Genomic DNA, 24,001 nt, shown 5'->3' on the forward strand with positions numbered 1-24,001 from the left:
CCCGTGGGCGCCGTCGTCGGCGCTCGGCTGTCCCGGCGAACGCGCGCGCCAGGGGCATCGGCGTCGGCGTCGCCCGCGGTCCGAGCGATGCCCGGGACGACGTCGCGATGCCGGGGTTCCGCGGCCGGGCTCGGCGTGAACTGGTATAGCCGGATCATTGACGTGAACGTGATCGATCATCCAGAACCCGGGGCACGAGCCGGACCGTAGAGGGGCAGGCAAAGCGACTTCCTCTACGAACAAAGGACGCCCCCTCCTCATGCACATCAGTACTGCGTCCGAAGAACTCTCGCCGAACGAGGGGTTGCCCCGTCATGTCCAGGACATGATCGGCCGGCGACTGGACGAGCTCTTCCCAGCGGTCGCCGACGCCGACCCCGAGACGAGGCTCGGCCAGGTCCTGCTTCGGCTCAGGGCCGCCCTGCTGGACGCCCAGGCGGAACGGCAGGTCTCGAAGGCGTTCAGCGACAGCCTGATCGCGGCGGTGCCGCGCCTGCGCCGCTTCGCGATGATGCGCACCCGGAGCGCGGCCGAGGCCGACGACCTGGTCCAGGCGACGCTGCTGAAGGCGTGGGAGCACCGCTCCCGCTTCCAGGCCGGCACGAACCTCGTCGCCTGGCTGTTCACGATCCTGTGCAATGCGCACATCAACCAGGGCAAGCGCTACCGGCGCGAGGTCCGCGACGTCGACGGTGCCTTCGCCGCGGCGCTGACGTCGCCGGCCGAGCAGGAGCATCGGATCGGGCTGATCGAGCTGCAGACCGCCCTGGCCGAGCTCCCCGTCGACCAGCGCGAGACCCTGCTCCTCGTGGTGCTGGAGGGCCTGCCCTACGAGGAAGCGGCCCTCGTCCTCGGGTGCCAGCCGGGCACGGTGAAGAGCCGGGTCAGCCGGGCGCGCGAGCGCCTTTCGCAGATTCTGGGCATCGCGTGAGGGATGCGGGGGTCGAGGAAGCGCGCGAGCCGACGGCCCCGTTCGATCCGACAGCCGCCTTCGCGCAGGTCCGGGCGGGCGTCGACGGCGACCTCGCGCAAAGTGCGCCCGCGTTGCGAGATGCCTTCTGAAAGCGGTCGCCCTCGTCTACGGAGGCGCCGCGTTCGGGTTCGGCACGGCGCGCGATCCGTCAGGTCCCCCGGCAAACAGGCATCGTGACCGTCGGAAGCTCGCGGATCCGCTGCGAGCCCCGACGCCGCTTCACGTTTTCTCGATCTGACCACATCGTCCGTTCCGCGGCGGAGCCGATGCCGCCCCCGGTCGTTCAGGCGATCAGGGCATTCTCCGTTTCCCGTGGATCGATCGCGACGATGCCGAAGGCTCCGCCATGGCTGCTCACGCGCGGCACGCTCGCCGTGGCGGCCATCGCCGTCCTCCTCGCGGCCGCCGCGCTCGCGATCTACCTCGCCCAGGCGACGACGCTGGTCATCGCGGTCGCCCCGCGGGACGGCACCGAGCCCGGACTGATCAAGGCCTATGCCGACGCCCTCGACGCCGGCGGCGAGAACGTCCGCCTCAAGATCCTCCCGTTCGACGACGTCCGCGAGAGCGCTGCGGCGCTCCAGGACGGGCGCGCCGACCTTGCGGTGGTCCGGCCCGACGTCGACCTGCCGACCAACGGCCTGACCCTCGCGATCCTACGGGACTAAGCCATGATCATCGTCTCGCCGGAGGCGGCCGGGATCGACGACTTCCCCAAGCTCGGCGGCAGGCGCCTCGGCATCGCCGCGCACAAGGACGCCGACTTCTCCCTGCTGAAGAGCCTCCTCGGCTATTACGGCCTCACCCTGGAGACCGAGGTCGCCGGGGCGAAGGTCCCGGCCCATTCCGTCCTGCTCGTCCCGGTCGAGGCGACCGAGGTCGGCACGGCCGTCCAGGCCAGGAAGGTCGACGCGATCGTCAGCATCATCGCCCCGTCGGCGCCGAAGGCCTTGGCCCTCGTCGAGGCGGTGAAGGCCGTCAGCAAGGGCGGCAAGGTCAACTTCGTCGGCGTGCCCGACGACGCCGCCCTCATCGAGCGCTTCCCGCGCCTGCAGGCCGTCACGGTCCCCGGGGGATTGTTCGGCGGCAAGCCCAAGCTGCCGGGCGACGACGTCAAGACGGTCGGCGCCTCGTACCGGCTGATGGCCCGAGCCTCCCTGAGCCGGGTGGTCGCGGCCGACGTGACCCAGCACCTGTTCGAGCTGCGCACCGCCGCCGCCAAAACCAGCGACGCGGCCGAGTACGTGCTGGCGCCGGCCTACGACACGACGGTCGCGGCCACGAGCGCGCGAATCCCGATCCATCCCGGCGCGATCGACTATTACGAGCGCGAGCAGCACAGCTTCGTCGACCGCTACGGCGACACCCTCTACCTGCTGGCGGCCCTGGCCGGCGGCCTGTTCTCGGCCGTGGCCTGGCTCCGCCAGCGGTTGGCCGGCCTGCGCCGCGAACGGATCGACGAGGTGACGGATCGGCTGCTGGCGATCATCGACGAGGCCCCGACCCTGCGCGACCCGGCCGCCATCGAGGCCCTGAACAGGGAGATCGACCGGCTCGCGACGGACGTGGTCCGCTACGCCCGCGAGCGCGCGCCGGAGATGCGGACCATGGCCGCCGTCGGCATCGCCATCGAGACCGCCAAGGCGACCGTGGCCGATGCCCGCAACGCGGTGTCCGGAGGCGACGCCCCCGGCAGCAAGCCGCCCTTCAGGCCGAGGCTTCACCTTGCGGGCGGCGGCGAGGGCTGACGGCGCTTCGCGCCTGCCGAGGATGCCCGAAAGGATTGTCGGCGCGACCCCGGCTTCGGCGGCGACGTCACGTCCTCGCGGTCACCGGCTGGCCGGCCGAGCCGAAGCCGCGCTTCGCGCCGGCGCGGTTGACGACGCCGAACCGCAGCACCGCCTGCTCCAGGTAGTCGATCGCCGCCACCAGGTGATCGCGGGCCGCCTCGATCGCCTCGGCCCCGTCCTCCGGCCGGGTGTCGGCGAGCTTCACCGCGGCGATCAGCACGCGGTCGCGCTCGTCCTCGATCCGCCGGTCGCGCTCGACCGAGCCGCGGATCTCGGCATCGAAGGCATCGACCACCGACCACGGGAGGGCGTCCGCGCCGGCAGAGCCGACGAACTTCTCGGCGTGGCGCCGGGCGGCGGCGGTGGCCCGTCGCAGGCTGGAGGCGAGCTCGGCGTCCATGGGGTTGTTCCGATCCTTGTACGCTGCACCGACGGTTTCAGCGCGCGCGCGTTCCCTCCCTACACCCCGACGCGCCGTCATGCAGGCGCCGCCCCGAGGCGGAGCCTGACGACGGGATAGCCCTGGGCGGGCGCAACGCGCCCGGCCCGAGCGTCAGGGCAGGGGCGCCTCGCGCGTCATCCAGGCCTCGATCCGGGTGACGTCGGCCTGCGACAGGCCGTGACCGCCCGGGAGGACCGCGTGCTCGACGCGGGCGCCGGCCGCGGCGAGCAGCGCGGCCAGCCCTGCCGCGTTGTCGCCCGGGACGATCGGGTCGGCCGCGCCCGAGAGCATCAGCACCGACCGGCCCGAGAGGTCCGCCGGCGCGGGGTCGGACAGCGGCATCATCGCCCGGAGCAGCACGGCGCCCGCCAGCGCCTCGGGGTGCAGCAGCAGCATCGCGGCGGCGATGTTGGCGCCGTTCGAGAAGCCGAGCGCCAACGGCGCCGGAAGCCCGTAGCGCGCTCGCGCCGCGGCGACGAACCCGGCGAGGTCGGCCGCCCGGCGCCGCACGTCCGCAGCATCGAACACGCCCTCGGACAGCCGGCGGAAGAAGCGCGGCATGCCGTTCTCGAGGACCGGCCCGCGCGGCGACAGCAGGGCCGCGCCGGGAGCGACGATGCGACCGAGGGGCAGCAGGTCGGTCTCGTCGCCGCCGGTGCCGTGCAGGAGGAGGAGGGGCCGGACGGGGGCGCGGCCCGGCTCGAAGCGGTGGACGAAGCCGAGATCGGGGTTGGGCATGTTCGGGCTCCCAAAGCGTGGGGCAGGACGATCCCGCCCCGCATTCGCGCGGGGCGGGACGACGGATCAGGCGAGGTCGGGCAGCGCGGCCGCGATCCGCGCCCGGTGCGGCTCGAGGCCGGCGGGCAGCTTCAAGGCGCTGCCCAGGGTGGCGAGCGGCTCGTCGACGGTGAAGCCCGGCACGTCGGTCGCGATCTCGAACAGCACGCCGCCGGGCTCGCGGAAATACACCGAGCGGAAGTACTGGCGGTCGCGCTGCTCCGTCACGGCGAGGCGGTGGTGGATCGAGAGCCGGTCCACCGTCGCCGCCTGGGCCGCGTCGTCGGCCGCCCGGAAGGCGATGTGGTGCACCGATCCGGCCCCCGGCCGCCCGCTCGAACGATCGGCCGCCGTGGCGAGCGTCACGAACCCGCCGGCCGCCGCGCTGCCGGCGTAGCGGATCGATGCGCCGTCGCGTGCGGCCTCGCGGAACCCGAGGCCGTCGGTGAGGATCGCGGCGGTCGGGCCGGTCTCGGCCAGGCGCAGCGTGACGCCGTGAAGGCCGCGCAACGCGTGCTCGGCCGGCACGTCGCCGCCGTCCCGGGTCGGCGCCGGGCCGGCCTCCTCGACGCCCACCAGGGCCAGCCGCATCCCGTCGGGATCGCGGAAGCGCAGGATCGGCTCGCCGAACGCGCTCGACGGCGCCTGGTGGTCGACATTCATCGCGACGAAGCGGTGGATCCACCAGCCGATCGAGGCCCGCGGCACCCGGAAGGCGGTCTCCTGCGCCTCGCCGACCCCGACGCGGCCGGCAGCCGCATGCGCGATCGGGAAGAAGGTCAGCAGCGTGCCGGGCTGCCCGGCCTCGTCGCCGTAATAGAGATGGTAGGTGCCCGGGTCGTCGAAGTTGACGGTCGTCTTGACGAGCCGCAACCCGAGCACGCGGGTGTAGAAGTCGCGGTTGCGTGCCGCCGGGCCGGAAAAGGCGGTGACGTGGTGGAGGCCGATCTCGGACATGAGGCTTCTCCTGCCTGGCGCCCCTGGGCGCTGGTGATGGACCTCACTTGAGGATTGCCCCGACCGATTGAAATCGAAACGATGGAAACGCATCGTTTCTGATGTCACATCGAACGGTCCGCCCGCCTTCGGCGACCTTCGGCGTGGCCGGGCGACGCTCCGGCTGCTATGGCGGGGCGTTCGACACGCGGGGAGACGGCGAATTTCCGACGATGCATGGGCGACCGCGCCGGGGCTGCTCGCGGTCCTCGTCCTGGTGCTGGCCAACGGGTTCTTCGTGGCGGCGGAGTTCGCCCTGGTCTCGGTACGCCGGAGCCGCGTCGCCGAGCTCGTCTCCGAGCGGCGCGCGAACGCGACGGCTCTGCAGCGGGCGACCGACCGCCTCGATGCGCATCTCGCCGCGACGCAGCTCGGCATCACCCTGTCGTCGCTGGCGCTCGGCTGGGTCGGCGAGCCGGCGCTCGCCCACCTGATCGCGCCGGCGGTCGACGGGCTGCCGCTGTCGCTCGGGCCGGTGGCCGCCCACTCCATCGCGGTGGCGATCGCCTTCGCCCTGATCACGTCGCTGCACATCGTGCTCGGCGAGCTCGCGCCCAAGAGCCTCGCCCTCCAGCGCAGCGAGCGCACCGCGCTCGCGGTGGTCCGCCCCCTGGCCCTGTTCCTGTTCGTGTTCCGGCCGGCGATCCTGTTCCTCAACGGGCTCGGCAACGGCGTGCTGCGGCTGTTCGGCCTCCAGCCGGGCCACGGCGAGGGCTCGCTGCACTCGACTGCCGAGCTCAACCTGCTGATCCAGGCGAGCCAGGAGGCCGGCCTGATCCGCGAGGTCCAGCAGGAGGCGGTGGAGCGGATCTTCGCCATCGGCGAGCGCCGGGTCAGCGACATCATGACCCCGCGCCACGAGGTCGAGTGGGTCGACGCCGACGCGGAGCAGGAGGCGATCCTCAAGGCCATGCGCGCCTGCGGGCACGCCCAGGTCGTGGTCAGCCGGGGCCAGGTCGACGAGCTCGTCGGCGTGGTCCGCAAGCAGGACCTGCTCGATCAGGTGCTCGACGGGCGGGCGATCGACATCGCCTCCGCGACGCAGGCGCCGATCGTCGTCCACGAGAGCATGACGATCCTGGCGGTGCTGGAGACCTTTCAGAGCCAGCCGATGCGCATGGCCGTGGTCGTGGACGAGTACGGCACCCTGGAGGGCATCGTCACCCAGACGGACCTGCTGGAGGCGATCGCCGGCGACATCCCCGAGCCCGGCGAGGAGCCCGACGTGGTCGAGCGGGCCGACGGCTCGCTCCTGATCGACGGGATGATCCCGGCCCGCCAGGCGTTCGAGCGGCTCGGGCTCGCCGAGCCGCCGGATTCCGACGACTTCACGACGCTGGCCGGCTACGTGATCTACCAGCTCGGCCGCATCCCCGCGGCGGGCGACGCCTTCGAGGCCGGCGGCTGGCGCTTCGAGGTCATCGACATGGACGGGCGCCGGATCGACAAGGTGCTGGCCTCCCGCGCCACCGCGTAGCACACCGGACGCCCCGGCCGAGGCGGCGGGGTGGGAGGCGAACCCCGACATGGCCGACGGCCCCGAGATCCCGATGCCCGGCCGCGCCGCGCCGCCCCGCACGTCCCCGCCGGCGGTCGGCCTCGCCGAGGCCGTCCCCGTCTGGGGCCGCATCGCCGCGCTCTCCTTCGGCGGCCCGGCCGGGCAGATCGCGGTGATGCATCGCATCCTGGTCGAGGAGCGGCGCTGGATCTCCGAGGACCGCTTCCTGCACGCGCTGAACTTCTGCACGCTGCTTCCGGGGCCGGAGGCGCAGCAGCTCGCGACCTATATCGGCTGGCTGATGCACGGCACGCGCGGCGGGCTGGTCGCGGGCGGCCTGTTCGTGCTGCCGGGCCTCGTCGCGATCATGGCGCTGAGCTGGGTCTACGCGCTGTCGGGCAACGTCGGCGTCGTCGCCGGCCTGTTCTTCGGGTTGAAGGCGGCGGTGCTGGCCATCGTCGCCGAGGCGGTGCTCCGCATCGGCCGGCGCGCCCTGAGGAGCGCACCGATGGTCGCGCTGGCGGCGGCCTCGTTCGTCGCGCTGTTCCTGTTCGACCTGCCGTTCCCGCTGATCGTCCTGGCCGCGGGCCTCGCCGGCTATCTCGGGGGCCGGGCCGGCCTGCCGCAGTTCCGGGTCGGCGGCGGCCACGGAGCGGCCGGCAGGACGGATGCCGGACCGTACCTCATCGGCGACGCGGCGCTGCCGCAGGAGCGGGACGCCCCCGCGCGCACGCTCCTGACGGCGGTTGTCTGGGCCGCGCTCTGGCTGACGCCGGTCGCGGCGATCGTCGCCATCCTCGGGCCCGACAACGTGTTCGGGCAGATCGCCCTGTTCTTCTCGAAGATGGCGATGGTGACCTTCGGCGGCGCCTACGCGGTGCTGGCCTACGTCGCCCAGCAGGCGGTCGGGCAGTTCGGCTGGCTCCGGCCGGGCGAGATGCTCGACGGGCTCGGCATGGCCGAGACGACGCCGGGGCCGCTGATCATGGTCACGCAGTTCGTCGGCTTCCTCGCCGCGTTCCGCAATCCGGGCAGCCTGCCGCCGCTGCTCGCCGGCACGCTCGGGGGCCTGCTCACCACCTGGGTCACCTTCGCGCCGTGCTTCCTCTGGATCTTCGTCGGCGCGCCCTACGTCGAGCGCCTGCGCGGCGACCGGGCGCTGGCCGGCGCGCTCTCGGCAATCACGGCGGCGGTGGTCGGGGTGATCCTGAACCTCGCGGTCTGGTTCGCGCTGCACACGCTGTTCGCCCGCCTCGAACCCGTCGCCCTCGGGCCGATCCGCCTCGAGCTTCCGGTGCTCGCGAGCCTGAATCCGTGGGCGCTCGTCCTCGCCGTCGCGGCGCTCGTCGCCGTGTTCCGGCTCAAGGCCGGCGTGATCCCGACGCTGGCGGCCTGCGCGGCGGCCGGCATCCTCCTGCACCTCGCCGGCCTGGTCGGATAGGCTGCGCGCGCGTCGTCGGGAACCGCGCCGCTGCGAAGGCGGCGACGCGGCTCAGGTTCACGTGCGCCGGCGATCACCAGCGATGATGCCAGCCGCCGTGGTGGCCGCCCCATCCGCGATGGCCGCCCCATCCGCGGTGCCAGCCGCCCCAGCCGACGTGACGGTGGCCGCCCCAGCGATGCCAGCGCGGGCCGTAGGCGAAGCGCCGGTAGCCGTAGAAGGCGGGGCGATGCACGAAGCGACGGTAGACGAACGGCCGGTAGCCGAAGTTCGGGCGGCAATAGCCGTAGAACCCGCGGTGGAATCCGGGGCCGCAGCCGTCGCGGGCCTCGGCGGCGCCGGCGCTCGCGCCGACGAGGCCGAGGGCGACGATCCCCGCCGCGACCGGGGTGGTGATGAACGATACCTTCATGGGATTCTCCTGTGACGGGTGAGGGCCGGCGGCACGCCGCCGGCATCGGTCGTTCGTGACGGGTCGTCAGAAGCGGTTCGGCCGGCAGCGTCGGCCGGCCGGGCCGATGTGGAAGCCCGGCGGGCACGAGCGGCCGCGGACGTAGCCGCCGGCCTGCCCGCCGGGTCGGCAGCCGCCGTAGGGTCCGCGATGGCCGAACGGGCCGCAGCCGCCGTAGACCTGGACGATGGTCGCGTCCGGGCCGGCGAGCCCGGCGAGGGGAAGCGCCGAGGCCGGGGCGGCCGCGGCGAGGGTGCCGGCCAAGCTGCCGGCGAGGATGCAGGCGCCGAGACGTCGTCTCACCATTCGAGTCTCCTGGACATGGAAGGCGCGGCCCGTCCGGCCGCACCGGGATCTTCCGGGTTCGAACCCCGGAAACGGGGGATCAGGCGAGGAGGTCGCGCATCGGCGCGACGCCTCCGCTGCCCGGGAAGACGGTGTCGGCCAGCGCCCGGTCGGGGAGGCCGAGATGGTCGCGCAGGACGCCCTTCAGCACGGCGCGCAGGTCCGTGGTCGGGCGCAGGTCGCGGCCCTCGAGCAGGGCCGCGGGTGCGAGGCCCGGCCAGTCGGCGACGACCCGCCCGCCGGCCACCGCGCCGCCGGCGAGGAAGGCGGCCGCCGCGGTGCCGTGGTCGGTCCCGTCGGTGCCGTTGGCGTGCGCGGTGCGGCCGAACTCGGTGGCGACCGCGACCACGGTGTCGCCCCAGGCGGGGCCGAGCTCCGCCTTCAGCGCCGCCAGCGCGTCGTCGAGCGCCTTGAGGAGGTGGGCGAGGCGGCCCGAGGCCGGCCCCTCCGCGGCATGGGTGTCCCAGCCGTCGAGCGCCAGGGTCGCGATCCGAGGCCCGTCGGGGCGGGCGAGCATCCGCCCCGCCGCCGCGGCCAGGGTGGCGTAGATGCGGCCGGGACCGCCGACCGCTTGCCCCCCCTCCGGCAGCATCGCGTCGAGACGGTTGCTTTCGGTCAGCGCCGCCAGCAGGGCCGGATCGCGCTCGCCGTAGAGACGCTCCAGCCGCATCACCGTGTCGTCGAGCGGCGCGCGCAGGTTGCCGGGCGACCAGCTCATCACCGGGGCGGGCCCGCGCATCACCAGGGGCACCGTCGCGCCGCAGGCGAAGAGGTCGCGTCCGCGGGCCGGGCCGGCGGACGGCAGCAGGGCGGCCGCGCGATTGAGCCAGCCGGTCCCGCTGCCGTTCGGGCTCGGGGTGCCGTTCTCCAGGACGTCCTGCCCGTCGAAATGCGAACGCTCGCGATAGGGCGTCGCCACCGCGTGCAGCATCAAGGCCTCGCGGGCATCGAACAGCCCCTTGAGGAACGGCAGGTTCGGGTTGAGGGCGAACAGGCCGCCGAGCGGCAGCGCCGCGCCGGCGCCCGACGCCGGCAGCGCCAGCGGGCCGCGCAAGGCGGCATAGGCCGGATCGCCGATCGCCGGGAGGAAGGCGAGACCGTCGAGCGCGCCGCGCAGGATCACGAAGACGAAGCGCGGGTCGCGGGTCGCGGCCGAAGCGATCCGCGGCATCAGGCCGGCGGCCGCGAGCGTCGAGCCGGCGGCGAGCAGGCCGCGACGGGTCGGCAGGCTGCCGCAGGTCGGTGGGTTGAGCCGCATCGCGCTATCTCCGCTGGAATTCCGGGCTCATCAGGAGCAGGGCGAGGCCCTGCGCCCCGGTCTCGGCCCGGGCGATCTCGCGCCGGGTCGGCGCGGAGAGCAGCGGACCGAACGCGTCCTCGGCGAGCGCGACCGGGTTGCCGGCGGGCGGCGCCCGCTCGCAGGCTTCGGCGGCCCAATCGATCCGGGCCTTGAAGGCGTGCGGCGCGAGCCATTCGGCGGCGGCGTCCGGCCAGCCGCGGGGGCTCGGCGGCGCGAAGGTGCGCTGCCCGAAGGCGGCGAGCGCCCGCGGCACGCGGCCGTCGCGTCGGTCGGCACCGGGGACGAGCCGGAGCGCGCTCAGCACGAACTCGTAGGGCGTCTTGAACTTGCGCGGCGCCGGCTCCCACGCCTCCGGCGTCGCGACCAGCGCGGCGGCCATCGCGGCGAGATCGCCGTCGCCGTCGCGATAGGCGGCGGCGAGCCGCGCCACCGCGCTCTCGGGCGGATCGTCGGCGATGAAGTGGGTCGCGAGCTTGCGGGCGAGATGGCGGGCCGTCGCCGGATGGCGCGCGAGCGCGTCCAGCACCGCGTCGCCCTGCTCCAGGCCGCCCGGTTCGTAGGTCCGGCCGAGGATCGTCGCCGGGCCGGGCTCGTGCCGGCTCGCGGCGAACAGGAAGCGCCCGGCATCCGGCCGGTCGGCCCGCGGCGGCACCCAGCCCCGGCCGGTGAGAACCCCGGCCAGCGCCGTGACGTCGGCCTGGCCGTAGCCGCCGTCGACGCCGAGCGTGTGCAGCTCCAGCGTCTCGCGGGCGAGGTTCTCGTTGAGGCCGAGGCCGCGCCGTGCCCCGGCCGGCGAGCTGGGGCCGACGGAGCGCTGATTGTCGAGGTAGACCAGCATCGCCGGGTGGCGCTGCACCGCCCGGAGCATGTCGGCGAAGCGCCCGAGCACGTGCGGTCGGATCGCCTCGCGCTCGAAGGCGCCGGCCAGCACGCGGACCGGCCCCTTGTCGCTCGAGACCGCGAAGTGGTTGGCGAAGAAAAGCGCCAGCCGCTCGACGAAGCCGGCCTCCGTCGCCGCGCCGTGCGCGAGCCGGGCCTCGACCTCGGCGCGCTCGATGGTTCGCCGGACCTGCCCGGGGTCGGCGGACGGCGGAGGCGCGGGCTGGGGGGGCGCAGCCGGCATCGAAGCGGGTTCGGCCGCCGCCCGGTCCCGCTTGGCGTTCCGGGCCTGCGCGAGGCTGCGAGCCGCCGCATCGGACGGCAGGAGCGCGGGATCGTCGATCAGGGCCGCCGCGGGCTGGGACAGCTGCGCGGCGAGCCATCCGCGGGGATCGCCGGCGATGCGGGCGGTCTCGCCCGGCCGTGCGCCGATCCCGAACCTGTTGAGTGCAAGGACCGCATCCGTGGTCATCGCTTCGATCCCTCGCGGCGCGCCGAACCGGCGGCCTGGATCGGACCTTCGCGCACGCCTGTCGCGCAACGATCCCAGGTTCGAAGACTTTCTTGCCGAGCTGTCGCAGGCCCGGCGGGCGGTTACATCTTGCGACGTTGTTTCCGCGCGGTCCGGCCGGCCCGGCCGCTAGGATCGGCCGGCGGAAGGCCCGACGACGAAGGCTCGACGACATGGACGCTGCCCACCTGCTGGTCGTCGACGACCACCGCGACATCCGCGATCCGCTGGCCGCCTACCTGCGCCGGCACGACCTGCGGGTGAGCGTGGCGGCCGACGCCGCGGCGGCGCGGGCGATCCTCGGCACCAGCGCCATCGACCTCGTCGTCCTCGACGTGATGATGCCCGGCGAGGACGGGCTCTCGCTCTGTCGCCACATCCGCGAGGTGCACGACACGCCGGTGATCCTGCTGACGGCGATGGCCGAGCAGACCGACCGCATCGTCGGGCTGGAGATCGGCGCGGATGACTACGTGACCAAGCCGTTCGACCCGCGGGAGCTGCTCGCCCGGGTGAAGAACCTGCTGCGCCGGGCCGCCGCCCTGCCGCGCGAGCGCGCCGAACCCGGCGCGCGGCGCCTCGCCTTCGACCGCTGGATCCTGGATAGCGACCGGCGCGAGCTCGTCGACGGGGCGGGTGAGGCGGTCGTGCTCAGCACCGCGGAGTTCCGCCTGCTCGCCGCGCTGGTGCGGCGCCCGCGGGTGGTGCTGTCGCGCGACCAGCTCCTCGACCTGACGAGCGGCCGCACCGCCCAGGCCTTCGACCGCAGCATCGACAACCAGGTCAGCCGGCTTCGGCGCAAGCTCGAGCGCGATCCCGCCCATCCCGAGCTGCTCAAGACGGTGTGGGGCGGCGGCTACGTCTTCGCCACCGACGTGCGGGAGGTCCGGTGAGTCGCCTCGTGCCGCGCTCGCTCGTCTGGCGGCTGGCGCTGCTCCTGGTGCTGGCGGTGGTGGCCGCGCAGGCCGCGGCCTTCGCGATGTTCGCGAGCGAGGCGACCCGCGTCGGGCGCGCCGCCGGCCGCACCCAAGTGATCGACCGCATCGCCATCCTCGTCCGCCTGCTCGACACGGTGCCGGCGGACGCGGTCCCAGGCACCATCGCGGCCTTCAACTCGCCCAGGCACCACTTCTCGATCGGCCCGGCGAGCCTCGTCCCCGACGGGGCGATGGACGCCGACGAGGCCCGGCTGGCGCACGGCCTCGACCGCCGCCTGCAGGCGGATGCGACCGAGGCGCGCCTGCTCCTGGTCAAGCGCGACTCGGTCAGGCGCGACGTCGCCGACGTCGCCGACGACCCGCCGGCCGAGGGGCGCTGGGCCAAGCCGGAGGCACTCCAGGTCTCGGTGCACCTCGCCGACGGGCGCTGGCTCAACGGCGAGGCGCCAGTCGCGCTGCCGACGCCGCCCTGGATGCGCATCGGCCTGTTCCAGATCGCCGCCAGCGTCGTCGCCGTGCTCGCCGTGGTCGGTCTCGGGCTGCGCGGGGTGGTCGGGCCGGTGACAGCCCTGGCGCAGGCCGCCGAGGAGGCCGGGCGCGGCACGATGGTCGCGCCGTTGCCGGAATCGGGCCCCGCGGAACTGCGGACGATGACGATCGCCTTCAACCGGATGCAGGCACGGCTCCGGGCCTACGTCGACGATCGCACCCGGATGCTCGCCGCCGTCAGCCACGACCTGCGCACGCCGATCGCCTCGCTGTGGCTGCGCGCGGAGATGGTGGAGGACGAGGACCTCCGCGCCGGCATGGTGCGGACGCTGGGCGACATGAAGCGGATGGTGGAGGCGACGCTGTCCTTCGCCCGCGACGACGCCGCCTCGCAGGCGAGCGGCCCCCTCGACCTCGCCGAGCTCGCCCGCACGCTGGCCTCGGACCACGCCGCGCTCGGCCGCGACGTCACCCTGTCGGCCCCAGAAGCCCTTCCCTTCGCCGGCCGGCCCGACGCCCTGAGGCGGGCGCTCGACAACCTCGTCGAGAATGCGGTCCGCTACGGGCGACGCGCGCGCCTCGCGCTCGATCGCGACGGCGCGGACGTGCGCATCCGGGTCGAGGACGACGGGCCGGGCATCCCTGCCGACCGGGTCGAGGCGATGTTCGAACCCTTCGCCCGGCTCGACGATTCGCGCAGCGACGAGACCGGCGGCACCGGCCTCGGGCTCGCCATCGCGCGCTCGGCGATCCGCGCGCATGGCGGTGAGATCCGGCTGCACAACCTGCCGCAAGGGGGCCTGCGCGCGGAGGTCGTCCTGCCGGGGGCGGGACGCTGACGCCGGTCGCGGCGTTCAGCCGGTCTCCGGCGCCGCGCGCATGAAACCGAAGTCGCAGCCCGCGTCGGCCTGCTCGACCGTCTCGTAGAGCAGGCGCGCGTAGCCGCGGGCGGCCCAGGCCGGGCGCTCGGCCGGACCCGCCTCGGACCGGCGCCGCTCCAGCTCGGCGTCGTCCACCAGGAGATCGATGCGACGGGCCGCCGTGTCGAGGCGGATGCGGTCGCCGGTGCGGACGAGCCCGAGCGGGCCGCCGTCGGCCGATTCCGGGGTGACGTGCAGCACGATCGTGCCGAAGGCGGTGCCGCTCATCCGCGCATCGGAGATGCGGACCATGTCCTTCACCCCGGCGGCGAGGATCTTCTTCGGGATCGGCAGGTAGCCGGCCTCGGGCATGCCGGGCGCCCCCTTGGGGCCCGCGTTCTGCAGGACGAGCACGTCGTCGGGGCCGACGTCGAGGTCGGGGTCGTCGATCCGCGCGGTCATGTCGGGGATCGAGGCGAACACCACCGCGCGGCCCTCGTGCTGGAGCAGCGCCGGGCTCGCGGCGCTGTGCTTGATCACGGCGCCCCGCGGCGCGAGGTTGCCGCGCAGCACCGCCATCGCGCCCAGCGGCTTGATCGGGTTGTCCCGCGACCGGATCACCGTCTGGCCCGGGACGTCCTCGGCCGCCGCGGCCACGTCGCGGAGCGTCCCGCCGGCCACCGTCCCGGCGTCGAGGTCGATCAGGTCCCCGAGTTGCGCCATCAGCTTCGGGACGCCGCCGGCATGGTGGAAATGCTCCATGTAGTGGTCGCCGGACGGCTTCAGGTCGACCAGCACCGGCACCGCACGGCCGAGCCGGTCGAAGGCGTCGAGGTCGATTCCGTGCGGTGTGCGGTTGGCGATGGCGGTGAGGTGGATCAGCCCGTTGGTCGAGCCGCCGATCGCCTGGAGCACCACCTGCGCGTTGCGGAACGCGTCGGGCGTCAGGAGCTCGCTCGGGCGGGGACCGCCCGAGGCCGCCATCTCGGCGGCGCGCCGGCCGCTCGCCTCGGCGAGGCGGATGCGCTCGGCGTGCGGGGCGGGGATCGTCGCCGACATCGGCAGCGAAAGGCCGAGCGCCTCGGCGATGCAGGCCATGGTGCTGGCCGTGCCCATCACCATGCAGGTGCCGACGGAGGGCGCGAGCCGGCCCTCGACGGCGGCGATCTCGGCCTCGTCGAGCTGGCCGGCGCGGTGCGCGCTCCAGAGCCGGCGGCAATCGGTGCAGGCGCCCAAAACCTCGCCCTTGTGGTGGCCCACCACCATCGGCCCGGTCGGGATCACCACCGTCGGCAGGTCGGCGCTGGCCGCGGCCATGATCTGAGCCGGAAGCGTCTTGTCGCAGCCGCCGATGACGATCACCGCGTCCATCGGCTGGGCGCGGATCATCTCCTCGGTCTCCATCGCCATCAGGTTGCGCAGGAACATCGAGGTCGGGTGCGCGAAGCTCTCGTGGATCGAGATGGTGGGGAACACCATCGGCATCGCGCCGGCGAGCATGACACCGCGCTTGGCCGCCTCGATCAGCGCCGGCACGTTGCCGTGGCATGGATTGAAGTCGCTGGCCGTGTTGGTGATGCCGACGATCGGCCGGTCGAGGGCGTCGTCGGAATAGCCCGCCGCCTTGATGAAGGCCTTGCGCAGGAACAGCGAGAACCCGGCATCGCCGTAGCTGGTGAGACCCTTTCGCAGACCCTTGCTCATCGTGCCGTTCCTCGCTCCGATCCAGGTTCACACACTCGGCGGCTCGGTTTCGGATCGGGGGCCGACCGGCTCCCTCTCCCTTTGGGAGAGGGTTGAAGTGAGAGGCGTGACCTCTCCGGAAAGCTCACGCCCCTCATCCTGTCCTTCTTCCCCATGGGAGAAGGGACCCGCGCGATGACACGGCTCCCAAGCGCCGTGTGCGCCCGCCTCCGCGCGCGCACCGCCAGCCGTCAGCGTTCCAGCGCGGCCGGGTTCACGAGGTTCCGCGGCCGCTCGCCGGACAGGATCCTGAGCATCTCCTCCACCGCCCCGAGGCCCATCGCGCGCAGGCTCGTGGCGGTGGTTCCGGCGACGTGCGGCGTCAGCAGCAGGTTCGGGCAGGCGTGGAGCGGATGGTCGGGCGCCAGCGGCTGATGCTCGAACACGTCGAGCGCCGCGCCGCCGAGCCGGCCGGCGTTCAGCGCCGCCACCACCGCGTCGGTCACGACGATCGGCCCGCGGGCGACGTTGATCAGCACCGCACCCGGGCGCATCCGCCCGATCAGCGCGGCGTCGACCAGCCCGCGCGTGGCGTCGGTGAGCGGGCAGGCGATCACCACCGCGTCGCTGCCCGAGAACAGCGTCGCGACGTCCACCGGCTCGACGAGCCCGCCATGGTCCGATGCGGTCCGCGACGCCCCGAGCACGCGCAGGCCGAAGCCGTGGCGGGCGATTCCCGCGACGCGGCGGCCGATCTCGCCCATCCCGAGGATGCCGAGCGTGGTGCCGCCGATCTCGGCGAGGTCGTTGGCGCGGGTCTTGGCCGCGAGCCAGCCGTCCCGGCGCAGGCCGGCATCGACGTCGGCGAGCCGCCGCCGCAGGGCGAGGAGGGCGGAGAGGACGTACTCGGCTACCGCCCCGGTGTTGCTGCCGGGCAGGTTCGCCACCGGGATCCCGCGGGCGGTGGCGGCCGCCAGCGGCACGAAGTCCAGCCCGACGCCGTGGCGGACGATGCCGCGAAGCTTCGGCGCGTGGTCGAGGATGTCGTCGGGCAGCTGCGCGCGCACGATCATCCCGGCGGCGTCGGGGGCGAGCGCCCGCAGGGAGGACGCCGCCGTGTCGGGGGCGACGACGACGCCGGCATGGGGCGCCAGCATCGCGACCGCGTCGGGGTGGATCGGGTTGGTGAGGAGGACGAGGGGCAGGGGGGTCAAGGAACGGCCTTTCTCGCCTTAGGCATTTCAGCCCGTGAAGCGCGCCAGCGTGACCGCCGTGTCGCCGTAGGTCCGCCGTCCCAGGTCCGTGAACCCCGCCGGCAGAGCGACGACCGCGTCGGCGGATTCCTCGATCACCACCAGGGCGTCGGGCGTCAACCAGCCGCCCTGCGCGGCCGCCGTCAGCGCTGCGGGCGCCAGGTCGCGGCCGTAGGGCGGATCGCAGAACACCAGGGAGAAGCGACCGGTGGTGCCCGAGGGGCCGAGCTTGGTCGCGTCCCGCCGGAACAGGCGGGTGCGCCCCTCGGCGCCGAACTGCTCGATGTTCTCGCGGATGACGCCGCGCGCCTCCGCCCCCTCGTCGACCAGCAGCGCGTAGGCCGCGCCGCGGGACAGCGCCTCGAAGCTCAGCGCGCCGGTGCCGGCGAACAGGTCGAGGATGCGGGCGCCCGGCACCGCGTCGTCGTAGGCGTGGGCCAGAACGTTGAACAACGCCTCCCGCAGGCGGTCCGAGGTCGGGCGGATCGCGTCGGAGCGCGGGGTGGCGAGGCGCCGGCCGCGCCAATCCCCGCCGACGATCCTCACCGCCCGCCGCGGCCGGGCGGACGGCCGCCGCCGGGCCGGCCGCCGGGCTTCGCACCGAACCCGCCGGACGGCTTGCTCCCGAACCCGCCGGGCTTGCCGCCCGCCGGACGACCGGCCCCGCCGCCGGGTCGGCCCTGCCCGCCCTCGCCGCGCGGCTTGAAGCTGCCCTCGACGCGGCCCTTGTAGCCGGTCTCGCGCTCGCCGCCGGGCTTGCCGCCGAAGCCGCCCGACGGCTTTCCGCCGAAGCCGCCGGGCTTCGCACCAAATCCGCCGGGCTTGCCGCCGAAGCCGCCGGGTCGATCGCCCGGCTGCCCGGCCGGCTTCTTGCCCTGGTAGCCGCGCCCCTCCGGGCGGGCGCCCTCGGCGCGGCCGCCGTCCCGGCGCTCGCCCTGGTACCCGCGCGATTCATTGCGGTCGCCGCGCGGGCGCTCGCCGGCCTCCTGCCCGCGGAACCCCGTGCCGCGATCGCTGCGCGGGGGCCCGCGATCCGCGCCCTCGTTGAAGCGCGGGGTGTAGGGCCGCTCCGGGCGGGCGCCCGCGTCGCGGTCGTCGCGCCGGCGCTGCGGCTTCGCGCCGTTCTCGTCGCGGGCGTAGCGGCGCTGCGGCTGCGCCTCCTCGGCGGGCGCCGGGCTCGCCGACAGCCGCTCGACGAGGACGCGCCGGTCGCCGGTGTTGATCGCCCCGACGCGCTCGCGCCCGCGGCTCTCGGCGGCCGCCGCCCGCTCGGCCTTCGGGTCGGCGCCGCGGCGCGGCACCTTAGAGGGCCGGAAGCCCTCCGGATTGTCGGATTCGCCGGCGCGCCAGACGGACCGGCGCGGACCGGCGCCCATGCCGCCGGTGGGCACGCGGGCCGGCGCGGCCGGGCGCACCGGGCGCCCGCCGGAGGGCGCGCGGCCGCGGGGCGCCTCGTCCCGGCGCGAGCGCTCGGCCTGGGCCTCCTTCTTCGGGCCGCCGAAGGGCGCGATCGGCTCGCGCACCGGGCTCTCGAAGTCGACGCCGGCCTGGCTCGCGAGGCCCTTGCCGAGCTGCTCCTTCAGGACCTTGGTCTTGATCTCCTCGGTCAGCCCGACCTCGAGGTCGCCGAGCTGGAACGGCCCGAACGACAGCCGGATCAGCCGGTTCACCGACAGGCCGAGATGCTCGAGGATGCGCTTAACCTCGCGGTTCTTGCCCTCGCGCAGGCCGAGCGTCAGCCAAACGTTGTCGCCGCTGGCGCGATCGAGGGTCGCCTCGACCGGGCCGTATTCCATGCCGTCGATGGTCACGCCCTTGCGCAGCTGGTCGAGCTCCATCTGCGTGATGTCGCCGAAGGCACGCACGCGGTAGCGGCGCAGCCAGCCGGTATCGGGATGGGCGATCACCTTGGCGAGGCCGCCGTCGTTGGTCAGCAGCAGCAGGCCTTCGGTGTTGATGTCGAGGCGGCCGATGGCGACGACGCGCGGCATCTCCTCGGGCATCACCTCGAACACGGTCTGGCGCCCTTCCGGGTCGCGCGCCGTGGTGACGAGGCCACGCGGCTTGTGGAAGATCCAGAGCCGGGTGCGCTCGCGCGTCGGCAGCGGCTCGCCGTCAACGGTGATGGCGTCGGAATCCGTCACGTTGATCGCCGGCGTGTCGAGCACGCGGCCGTTCAGCGTGATGCGGCCTTCCGCGATCATCGCCTCGACGTCGCGGCGAGAGGCGATGCCGGCGCGGGCGATCGCCTTGGCGATGCGCTCGCCCTCGTAGGTCTCGGGCGCAGCGGGGGCGGCCGTCGCCGGCGCGGTCTCGGGGGCCGCGATCTCGGAAGCCGTGGCCTCCGGCGCGGCGGCCTCGAGATCCTCGAGCTCGGCCTCATCGACGGGGGCCGACGCTGCCGCGGCCGGACGGCGGCGCAGGGGGGCGTCGCCGCCGCGCTCCTTCGAAACCTTCTCCTTGGCCGGGCGCTCGTTGGCGTGCCGGTCCTTGGGTCGGTCGCGGGCCACGCGCTCCCGCGGCGCCTCGTCGTCCGCGGATCGGACGTTGGCGTCGGTGGCCGGGCTCCAAGGCTTTGGACGGGAAGGCTCGTCCTGAGAGGCGGCCTCGCGGCGTGCGGGCTCGGCGTTCGCCGGGGTCTCGGGCGCCTGCGTCGTCTCGGGACCGCGGACGGGCTCGTCCGCGGAGGGGGTGGTCGGATTGTCGCTCATCGGCAAGCCCATAACAGAGCGGGCCCCGCCGCGCGAGACGGATCGTCGCTCAGGGGCGTCCGGCCAGTAGGCCGAGCCCGAAGCCGACGAAGATCGCACCGGTGGCCCGGTCGAACAGGCGCCGCAGCGCAGGCCTGGCGAGATGGCGCGCGAGCTGCCGGCCGCCGAGGGCGTAGACGGCATACCAGAACGCCTCGGCGGCGGCGAAGGTCGCGACCAGGATCGTCAGCTGCAACCCCTGATCCGCGGCGGGATCGATGAATTGCGGCAGGAACGCCGCCGCGAACAGCAGGAGCTTCGGGTTGCTCGCCCCGATCAGGAACCCGCCCCGGAACAGGCCGCCGGCGGAGGGGGCGATCGGTCCCGTTCCGACCTGCGGCACCCCGCCGGCCCCGCGCCACGCCTGAATCCCGAGGAGGACCAGGTATGCGACGCCGGCATAGCGCAGCCCTGCGAACAGGTTGGGCGAGGCGGCGAGCACGGCGCCGAGCCCCGTCGCCGAGGCGCAGAGTACCAGCACCACGGCCGACAGGCACCCGGCCATGGCGAACAGGCTGGCTCCGAGGCCGAAGCGAAGGCTGCGCGTCATCACGTGCAGCATGTTCGGGCCGGGGGTGCCGGAAAGCAGGAAGACGGCGCAGAAGAAGAGCGCCCAGGTTTGGGGATTCATGGACCGGACAGGGTGAGGTGAGGGCACCTGAGGCTACGCCCGCACGCGTTCCAATGCACCCCGTCACGCGAGAAGGGCGGCCCGATCCGGGCCGCCCTTCTCACAACGCAGAACTAGTCCGGCCGGTCAGAGCCGCGGCGCGCGTCCGCGCATCACGCCGAACACGGCGGAGACCAGGAACAGGGCGATGGCCACGAAGAAGACGATCTTGGCCGCCTCCATCGCCGTCCCGGCGATGCCGCCGAAGCCGAGGAGCGCCGCGACCAACGCGACCACGAGAAAGGTGATGGCCCAACCGATCATGCAGACCTCCTGGAAACGAATGCGTTGATGCAAGGCCGGGGGACGCACCGACCGGCCGACCGAACCCCGATGCGGAACGAAACCCGCATCCGCACCGGGGGATGCGTTGCTGCGAGGCTTACTTGCCGACGGCCGACTTCACGTCGCCCTTGACGCCTTCGGCCTTGCCCTTGGCTTCCTGCGCGGCGCCGTCGGCCTTCAGGTTCGCGTTGTCCGTCGCGTTGCCGATGCCCTGCTTGGCCTTGCCGACCGCCTCGTTGGCGGCGCCCTTGATCTTGTCGGTGGTGCTGCTCATCGCCGGCTCCTCATCCTGAATGCGGCCCTGCCGCGTTGGATGAGAAACGGCCGGCCCCCGTTGAATGTTCCGCCGATTAACATTGATCGGATTGGGGTCGATGTGCCGGCCGGTGCGGCGCGCTTTGCGGCGGCGGTGCCGGCGGCTAGGAACGTCCTCGTGCCCCACTCGATCCCTCCCGCGAAGACGTCGCCGTTCGATCTCGCCTTCGCCGCGGCGCGCCGCGCGGCGGAGGCCGGCGAGGTGCCGGTCGGTGCCGTCATCGTGCGCGGCGACGTCGTGCTGGCGGTGACGCACAACCGGCCGCGGGCGCTCAACGATCCGACGGCGCATGCGGAGATCCTGGCGATCCGCGCCGCCTGCGCCGCCCTCGGCGACGACCGGCTGCCGGGCTGCGACCTCTACGTGACCCTGGAGCCGTGCCCGATGTGCGCGGGCGCGATCGGGTTCGCGCGGATCCGGCGGCTCTATTACGGCGCCGCCGACCCCAAGGGCGGCGGGGTCGAGAACGGCGCACGCGTGTTCAACCATCCGACCTGCCACCACGCGCCGGACGTGTATGGCGGCTTCCGCGAGGACGAGGCGGCGGCATTGCTGCGCGCCTTCTTCCGCGAGCGGCGGGACTGACTCGTCGCCCCTGCGCGCGAACCGGCCCCGCCCGCCCGACGTTGCCCCGTCGGACAACCCGGAAGCCGCCTCCATGAGACCGACCTATCATCGCGCCCTGATCGTCGGGGCCGGCTCGGGCCTCAGCGCGGCGCTCGCCCGGCAACTCGCCGCCGACGGCCTGCGGGTCGGGCTGGCGGCCCGCGACGTCGGCAAGCTCGACGTGCTCGCCCGCGAGACCGGCGCGGCGGTCCACGCCTGCGACGCGAGCCGGCCGGACGACGTCGAGGCGCTGTTTGCCGCGATCGAGCCGGCGCTCGGCGGCCCGCCGGACGTGGTGGTCTACAACGCCAGCGGGCGCGTGCGCGGCGCGATCGCGGAGCTCGACCCGGCGGCCGTCGCCCAGGCGCTCGCCGTCTCGGCCTTCGGCGGGTTCCTGGTGGCGCAGGCGGCCGCCCGGCGCATGCTGCCGGCCCGGCACGGCGCGATCCTGCTCACCGGCGCCTCGGCGAGCGTGAAGGGGTTCGCCGGCTCGTCGGCCTTCGCCATGGGCAAGTTCGCCCTGCGCGGCCTGGCCCAGAGCCTGTCGCGCGAGCTGCAGCCCCAGGGCATCCACGTGGCCCACTTCGTCATCGACGGCGCGATCCGGAACCCGGCCCGCGCGCCCGAGGCGCCGGATGCCCCCGACAGCCACCTCGACCCGGAGGCCATCGCCCGCAGCTACCGCGACGTGCTGCGCCAGGATCGCAGCGCCTGGACCCAGGAGCTGGAGCTGCGCCCCTGGGTCGAGCGGTTCTGAGAGACCTGCGGCCTCACCCGTGCCGCAGGTCGCCCACCGGCGCCGGCGGGGGCCGGAAAGGTTGCGCGGTCGCGGGGATCTTGAACGGCAGGACGTTCGAGGGACGCCCGTCCGCGACCGGGGGCGACGGCCGCCGGCGGCCCGGCCGGAGGATCAGGCCGACCACGAGCCGGCTGCAGCCGCGCGCGGCGTGACGCTGCGCCCGGTTTCGCGTCCAGATCGGAAAATCCTGGCGGTTTCGCATGTCGGGCTCCCTCGTCAGGCTCGGACACGAGAGAACACCGCGATTCCGACGACCCGCACATCACCCGTTTGGGGGATGCCCCCGGCGATCGGTAAACGGCTGCGATGGGTCGGCTCAGGCCGGGTCTGGGCGCGCGGCGACGGCCTCGATCTCGACGAGGTAGCCGTGGTGCAGGCCCGGCACCGGCACCACGGCGCGGGCGGGGCGGGCCGCGCCGAACATCTCCGCGTAGATCCGATCGAAGGCCGGCCAGTTCTCGACGCCGACCAAGTAGGCGGTGACCTTGAGCACGCGCTCCGGGCCGCATCCGGCCGCGCCGAGGATGGCGAGCACGTTGGCCAGCGCCTGCCGAGCCTGCTCCTCGAACGGGCGGTCGAAGGTATGGCTGCCGTCGGGGCGGGGCCCGAGCTGGCCCGAGACGAAGACGAGGTCGCGCCATGCCGTCGCCTGGGCATAGTGCCCGGCGGGCTCCGGCACGGCCTTCGTCGCGATGCGCTCGATCGGATCTGTCATGGGGAGGATCACCAGCCGGCGATGCGGGGCCACGTGGCGGAGACGCGCCCGGCGGCGTCGAGCACGTGGTAGCTTCCGTGCTGCGCGGCGGTGGCGCAGGCATGGTTGGGCAGGATGCGCAGGCGCGCGCCCAAGGCAAGGTCCGGCAGCGCGGCGGCGGATCCGGGGCGGAGGGCGACGATGCCGTGCTCCTGGTTGGCGTCGCGCACGATCAGGTCGGGGTAGGGCGTCCCCGCCGGATCGCAGACGATCCCGTAGCCCTGGTCGACGGCTTGGCGCGCGGTGCCGCGGTCGCGCGACAGCGCCATCCATCCGGCGTCGACGATGATCCAGCCCTTCGCGCGCTGGTGCCCGATCACCGTCGCCAGCACCGACAGGACGATGTCCCCGGTTGCGCAGGTGCCGATGCCGGCCTGGAACAGGTCGCCGAACATGAAGACGCCGGCCCGCACCTCGGTCACGCCGTCGAGCGCCTCGGCGAACCGCGCAGTCGGGGTCGAGCCGATGCTGACCACGGGGCAGGGGAGGCCGGCGGCCCGCAGGTGCCCGGCCGCCGCGACGCCGGCCGCGCGCTCGGCCTCCGCCGCCGCCGCGATCCGCTCAGGCTCGCTCAGGCCGTAGCTGTCGCCGGCATGCAGCAGCACCCCGCGCAGCACCGCGCCCCCGGCGACGAGGACGCGGCCGATCGCCGTCAGCGTCCCGGCGTCGTCCGGCGCGACCCCCGAGCGGTGCCCGTCGGCGTCGACCTCGATCAGGACGGGCAGGGGCGCGCAGACGGGATCGCGGTTGGCCGCCACCCACGCCGCGACGGCCTCGGCCTGCGCCACGCTGTCGAGGACGATCGCGAGGTCGGCCCCGTATTGCCGGCGGATGCCGCCGACCCGATCGAGCTTCTGCGGCGCGATGCCGACGCCGTAGGTGAGGTCGGTGACGCCGCCCTCGGCGAAGTAGGCGGCCTCGCGCAGCGTCGAGACCATGGCCGGCCCGCGCGGGCCGGTCATCGCGCGGCGCGCCACGTCGAGGGACTTCGCCGTCTTGAGATGGGGCCGGAAGGCGACGCCGAGGCCGGCGAGCCGCGCCCGCATCCGCGCGACGTTGGCGCTCAGGCGCGCCTCGTCGAGGAGCAGGCAGGGGGTGTCGAGGGCGGCGAGCGAATCCGCGGCGACGTCGGTGACGGCCATCGCGACCCCTTTCCGATTCCGGTCCCGGCCTTCTAGGCAGATGCCGGGCGCAG

Annotated in this window: 26 protein-coding genes; 9 read left to right on the forward strand and 17 right to left on the reverse strand. The window is 74.1% G+C overall.

Going from position 1 to position 24,001, the window contains the following annotated elements; all coding sequences use genetic code 11:
- The first annotated feature begins 259 nt into the window (after window positions 1–259).
- The 3 genes from MKK64_RS15565 to MKK64_RS15575 all read left to right on the forward strand — a co-directional run bounded on the left by MKK64_RS15565 (window position 260) and on the right by MKK64_RS15575 (window position 2,721).
- A complete protein-coding gene (locus MKK64_RS15565; protein ID WP_243935803.1) occupies window positions 260–931 on the forward strand; it encodes a sigma-70 family RNA polymerase sigma factor in 672 nt (223 codons plus the stop codon).
- Between the two features lie 371 nt (window positions 932–1,302).
- Entirely contained in the window at window positions 1,303–1,641 is a 339-nt protein-coding gene (locus MKK64_RS15570; protein ID WP_243935804.1) for a hypothetical protein, read from the forward strand.
- 3 nt (window positions 1,642–1,644) lie between these two features.
- On the forward strand, window positions 1,645–2,721 hold the full coding sequence (locus tag MKK64_RS15575; protein WP_243935805.1) for a TAXI family TRAP transporter solute-binding subunit: 1,077 nt from the start codon (window positions 1,645–1,647) through the stop codon (window positions 2,719–2,721).
- 67 nt (window positions 2,722–2,788) lie between these two features.
- Here the strand turns inward: MKK64_RS15575 and MKK64_RS15580 are convergent, their stop codons facing one another.
- The 3 genes from MKK64_RS15580 to MKK64_RS15590 form a co-directional block, all read right to left on the reverse strand.
- Window positions 2,789–3,163, reverse strand: coding sequence for a hypothetical protein (locus tag MKK64_RS15580; RefSeq protein WP_243935806.1), 375 nt, complete (start codon window positions 3,161–3,163; stop codon window positions 2,789–2,791).
- A gap of 153 nt (window positions 3,164–3,316) precedes the next feature.
- Entirely contained in the window at window positions 3,317–3,943 is a 627-nt protein-coding gene (locus tag MKK64_RS15585; protein WP_243935807.1) for an alpha/beta hydrolase, read from the reverse strand.
- A gap of 66 nt (window positions 3,944–4,009) precedes the next feature.
- Window positions 4,010–4,939, reverse strand: a complete 930-nt coding sequence (locus MKK64_RS15590) for a ring-cleaving dioxygenase (RefSeq protein WP_243935808.1) — start codon at window positions 4,937–4,939, stop codon at window positions 4,010–4,012.
- Window positions 4,940–5,192: 253 nt separating this feature from the next.
- On the opposite strand from MKK64_RS15590, the gene MKK64_RS15595 reads away from it, so the two are divergent.
- On the forward strand, window positions 5,193–6,455 hold the full coding sequence (locus tag MKK64_RS15595) for a hemolysin family protein (protein ID WP_279593214.1): 1,263 nt from the start codon (window positions 5,193–5,195) through the stop codon (window positions 6,453–6,455).
- Window positions 6,456–6,504: 49 nt separating this feature from the next.
- Entirely contained in the window at window positions 6,505–7,917 is a 1,413-nt protein-coding gene (gene chrA / locus MKK64_RS15600) for a chromate efflux transporter (RefSeq protein ID WP_409567959.1), read from the forward strand.
- A 73-nt stretch (window positions 7,918–7,990) separates the two neighbouring features.
- Here the strand turns inward: chrA and MKK64_RS15605 are convergent, their stop codons facing one another.
- The 4 genes from MKK64_RS15605 to MKK64_RS15620 form a co-directional block, all read right to left on the reverse strand.
- Window positions 7,991–8,329 (reverse strand): GCG_CRPN prefix-to-repeats domain-containing protein, encoded by a 339-nt coding sequence (locus MKK64_RS15605; protein WP_243935809.1) that lies wholly within the window; start codon window positions 8,327–8,329, stop codon window positions 7,991–7,993.
- 66 nt (window positions 8,330–8,395) lie between these two features.
- Complete coding sequence (locus MKK64_RS15610) at window positions 8,396–8,674, reverse strand: GCG_CRPN prefix-to-repeats domain-containing protein (protein WP_243932851.1); 279 nt, start codon at window positions 8,672–8,674, stop codon at window positions 8,396–8,398.
- A gap of 79 nt (window positions 8,675–8,753) precedes the next feature.
- The gene (locus MKK64_RS15615; protein WP_243935810.1) at window positions 8,754–9,971 is read right to left on the reverse strand and encodes a DUF1501 domain-containing protein; all 1,218 of its coding nucleotides are present in this window, start codon (window positions 9,969–9,971) and stop codon (window positions 8,754–8,756) included.
- Window positions 9,972–9,975: 4 nt separating this feature from the next.
- Complete coding sequence (locus tag MKK64_RS15620; protein WP_243935811.1) at window positions 9,976–11,364, reverse strand: DUF1800 family protein; 1,389 nt, start codon at window positions 11,362–11,364, stop codon at window positions 9,976–9,978.
- A 212-nt stretch (window positions 11,365–11,576) separates the two neighbouring features.
- Between MKK64_RS15620 and MKK64_RS15625 the strand changes: the two genes are divergently transcribed.
- Together MKK64_RS15625 and MKK64_RS28270 are read left to right on the forward strand one after the other, a co-directional pair.
- Window positions 11,577–12,296, forward strand: coding sequence for a response regulator (locus tag MKK64_RS15625; RefSeq protein WP_147844073.1), 720 nt, complete (start codon window positions 11,577–11,579; stop codon window positions 12,294–12,296).
- The gene (locus tag MKK64_RS28270) at window positions 12,293–13,669 is read left to right on the forward strand and encodes an ATP-binding protein (protein ID WP_243935813.1); all 1,377 of its coding nucleotides are present in this window, start codon (window positions 12,293–12,295) and stop codon (window positions 13,667–13,669) included. The genes MKK64_RS15625 and MKK64_RS28270 overlap by 4 nt, the downstream gene beginning before the upstream one ends.
- A gap of 15 nt (window positions 13,670–13,684) precedes the next feature.
- On the opposite strand, the gene MKK64_RS15635 is transcribed toward MKK64_RS28270, so the two are convergent.
- The 7 genes from MKK64_RS15635 to MKK64_RS15665 all read right to left on the reverse strand — a co-directional run bounded on the left by MKK64_RS15635 (window position 13,685) and on the right by MKK64_RS15665 (window position 20,605).
- Window positions 13,685–15,394, reverse strand: a complete 1,710-nt coding sequence (locus MKK64_RS15635; protein WP_243935814.1) for an IlvD/Edd family dehydratase — start codon at window positions 15,392–15,394, stop codon at window positions 13,685–13,687.
- A gap of 230 nt (window positions 15,395–15,624) precedes the next feature.
- A complete protein-coding gene (locus MKK64_RS15640) occupies window positions 15,625–16,587 on the reverse strand; it encodes an NAD(P)-dependent oxidoreductase (RefSeq protein WP_243935815.1) in 963 nt (320 codons plus the stop codon).
- Between the two features lie 27 nt (window positions 16,588–16,614).
- Entirely contained in the window at window positions 16,615–17,172 is a 558-nt protein-coding gene (rsmD, locus tag MKK64_RS15645; RefSeq protein WP_243935816.1) for a 16S rRNA (guanine(966)-N(2))-methyltransferase RsmD, read from the reverse strand.
- Window positions 17,169–18,953 (reverse strand): pseudouridine synthase, encoded by a 1,785-nt coding sequence (locus tag MKK64_RS15650; RefSeq protein WP_409567960.1) that lies wholly within the window; start codon window positions 18,951–18,953, stop codon window positions 17,169–17,171. The genes rsmD and MKK64_RS15650 overlap by 4 nt, the downstream gene beginning before the upstream one ends.
- Window positions 18,954–19,386: 433 nt before the next feature.
- A complete protein-coding gene (locus MKK64_RS15655; protein ID WP_243935818.1) occupies window positions 19,387–20,007 on the reverse strand; it encodes a LysE family translocator in 621 nt (206 codons plus the stop codon).
- Window positions 20,008–20,133: 126 nt separating this feature from the next.
- Window positions 20,134–20,310, reverse strand: coding sequence for a DUF1328 domain-containing protein (locus MKK64_RS15660; RefSeq protein WP_147729528.1), 177 nt, complete (start codon window positions 20,308–20,310; stop codon window positions 20,134–20,136).
- Between the two features lie 118 nt (window positions 20,311–20,428).
- Window positions 20,429–20,605, reverse strand: coding sequence for a CsbD family protein (locus MKK64_RS15665; protein WP_147729527.1), 177 nt, complete (start codon window positions 20,603–20,605; stop codon window positions 20,429–20,431).
- A 159-nt stretch (window positions 20,606–20,764) separates the two neighbouring features.
- Between MKK64_RS15665 and MKK64_RS15670 the strand changes: the two genes are divergently transcribed.
- Both MKK64_RS15670 and MKK64_RS15675 read left to right on the forward strand, forming a co-directional pair.
- A complete protein-coding gene (locus tag MKK64_RS15670; protein WP_243933835.1) occupies window positions 20,765–21,232 on the forward strand; it encodes a nucleoside deaminase in 468 nt (155 codons plus the stop codon).
- 73 nt (window positions 21,233–21,305) lie between these two features.
- On the forward strand, window positions 21,306–22,010 hold the full coding sequence (locus MKK64_RS15675) for an SDR family NAD(P)-dependent oxidoreductase (protein ID WP_243935819.1): 705 nt from the start codon (window positions 21,306–21,308) through the stop codon (window positions 22,008–22,010).
- A gap of 13 nt (window positions 22,011–22,023) precedes the next feature.
- Here MKK64_RS15675 and MKK64_RS15680 read toward each other — a convergent pair whose 3' ends face one another.
- The 3 genes from MKK64_RS15680 to MKK64_RS15690 form a co-directional block, all read right to left on the reverse strand.
- Window positions 22,024–22,254 (reverse strand): hypothetical protein, encoded by a 231-nt coding sequence (locus MKK64_RS15680; RefSeq protein WP_243935820.1) that lies wholly within the window; start codon window positions 22,252–22,254, stop codon window positions 22,024–22,026.
- 114 nt (window positions 22,255–22,368) lie between these two features.
- Window positions 22,369–22,767 carry a RidA family protein gene (locus tag MKK64_RS15685; protein ID WP_147729782.1) on the reverse strand — a complete coding sequence of 133 codons (399 nt, stop codon included), beginning with the start codon at window positions 22,765–22,767 and terminating at the stop codon, window positions 22,369–22,371.
- A gap of 8 nt (window positions 22,768–22,775) precedes the next feature.
- The gene (locus MKK64_RS15690) at window positions 22,776–23,948 is read right to left on the reverse strand and encodes an alanine racemase (RefSeq protein ID WP_243935821.1); all 1,173 of its coding nucleotides are present in this window, start codon (window positions 23,946–23,948) and stop codon (window positions 22,776–22,778) included.
- Window positions 23,949–24,001 lie beyond the last annotated feature (53 nt).

Origin of the sequence: Methylobacterium sp. E-025, from assembly GCF_022829705.1 — a bacterium.
Classification (GTDB): Bacteria; Pseudomonadota; Alphaproteobacteria; order Rhizobiales; family Beijerinckiaceae; genus Methylobacterium.

Coding starts and splice junctions, on each gene's coding strand:
- MKK64_RS15565 (WP_243935803.1), top strand. CDS start 260: ATGCACATCAGTACTGCGTCCGAAGAACTCTCGCCGAACGAGGGGTTG.
- MKK64_RS15620 (WP_243935811.1), bottom strand. CDS start 11,364: ATGACCACGGATGCGGTCCTTGCACTCAACAGGTTCGGGATCGGCGCA.
- MKK64_RS15615 (WP_243935810.1), bottom strand. CDS start 9,971: ATGCGGCTCAACCCACCGACCTGCGGCAGCCTGCCGACCCGTCGCGGC.
- MKK64_RS15625 (WP_147844073.1), top strand. CDS start 11,577: ATGGACGCTGCCCACCTGCTGGTCGTCGACGACCACCGCGACATCCGC.
- MKK64_RS15660 (WP_147729528.1), bottom strand. CDS start 20,310: ATGATCGGTTGGGCCATCACCTTTCTCGTGGTCGCGTTGGTCGCGGCG.
- MKK64_RS15570 (WP_243935804.1), top strand. CDS start 1,303: ATGCCGAAGGCTCCGCCATGGCTGCTCACGCGCGGCACGCTCGCCGTG.
- MKK64_RS15580 (WP_243935806.1), bottom strand. CDS start 3,163: ATGGACGCCGAGCTCGCCTCCAGCCTGCGACGGGCCACCGCCGCCGCC.
- MKK64_RS15585 (WP_243935807.1), bottom strand. CDS start 3,943: ATGCCCAACCCCGATCTCGGCTTCGTCCACCGCTTCGAGCCGGGCCGC.
- chrA (WP_409567959.1), top strand. CDS start 6,505: ATGGCCGACGGCCCCGAGATCCCGATGCCCGGCCGCGCCGCGCCGCCC.
- MKK64_RS15590 (WP_243935808.1), bottom strand. CDS start 4,939: ATGTCCGAGATCGGCCTCCACCACGTCACCGCCTTTTCCGGCCCGGCG.
- MKK64_RS15655 (WP_243935818.1), bottom strand. CDS start 20,007: ATGAATCCCCAAACCTGGGCGCTCTTCTTCTGCGCCGTCTTCCTGCTT.
- MKK64_RS15575 (WP_243935805.1), top strand. CDS start 1,645: ATGATCATCGTCTCGCCGGAGGCGGCCGGGATCGACGACTTCCCCAAG.
- MKK64_RS15680 (WP_243935820.1), bottom strand. CDS start 22,254: ATGCGAAACCGCCAGGATTTTCCGATCTGGACGCGAAACCGGGCGCAG.
- MKK64_RS15690 (WP_243935821.1), bottom strand. CDS start 23,948: ATGGCCGTCACCGACGTCGCCGCGGATTCGCTCGCCGCCCTCGACACC.
- MKK64_RS15675 (WP_243935819.1), top strand. CDS start 21,306: ATGAGACCGACCTATCATCGCGCCCTGATCGTCGGGGCCGGCTCGGGC.
- MKK64_RS15665 (WP_147729527.1), bottom strand. CDS start 20,605: ATGAGCAGCACCACCGACAAGATCAAGGGCGCCGCCAACGAGGCGGTC.
- MKK64_RS15685 (WP_147729782.1), bottom strand. CDS start 22,767: ATGACAGATCCGATCGAGCGCATCGCGACGAAGGCCGTGCCGGAGCCC.
- MKK64_RS15605 (WP_243935809.1), bottom strand. CDS start 8,329: ATGAAGGTATCGTTCATCACCACCCCGGTCGCGGCGGGGATCGTCGCC.
- MKK64_RS15610 (WP_243932851.1), bottom strand. CDS start 8,674: ATGGTGAGACGACGTCTCGGCGCCTGCATCCTCGCCGGCAGCTTGGCC.
- MKK64_RS15635 (WP_243935814.1), bottom strand. CDS start 15,394: ATGAGCAAGGGTCTGCGAAAGGGTCTCACCAGCTACGGCGATGCCGGG.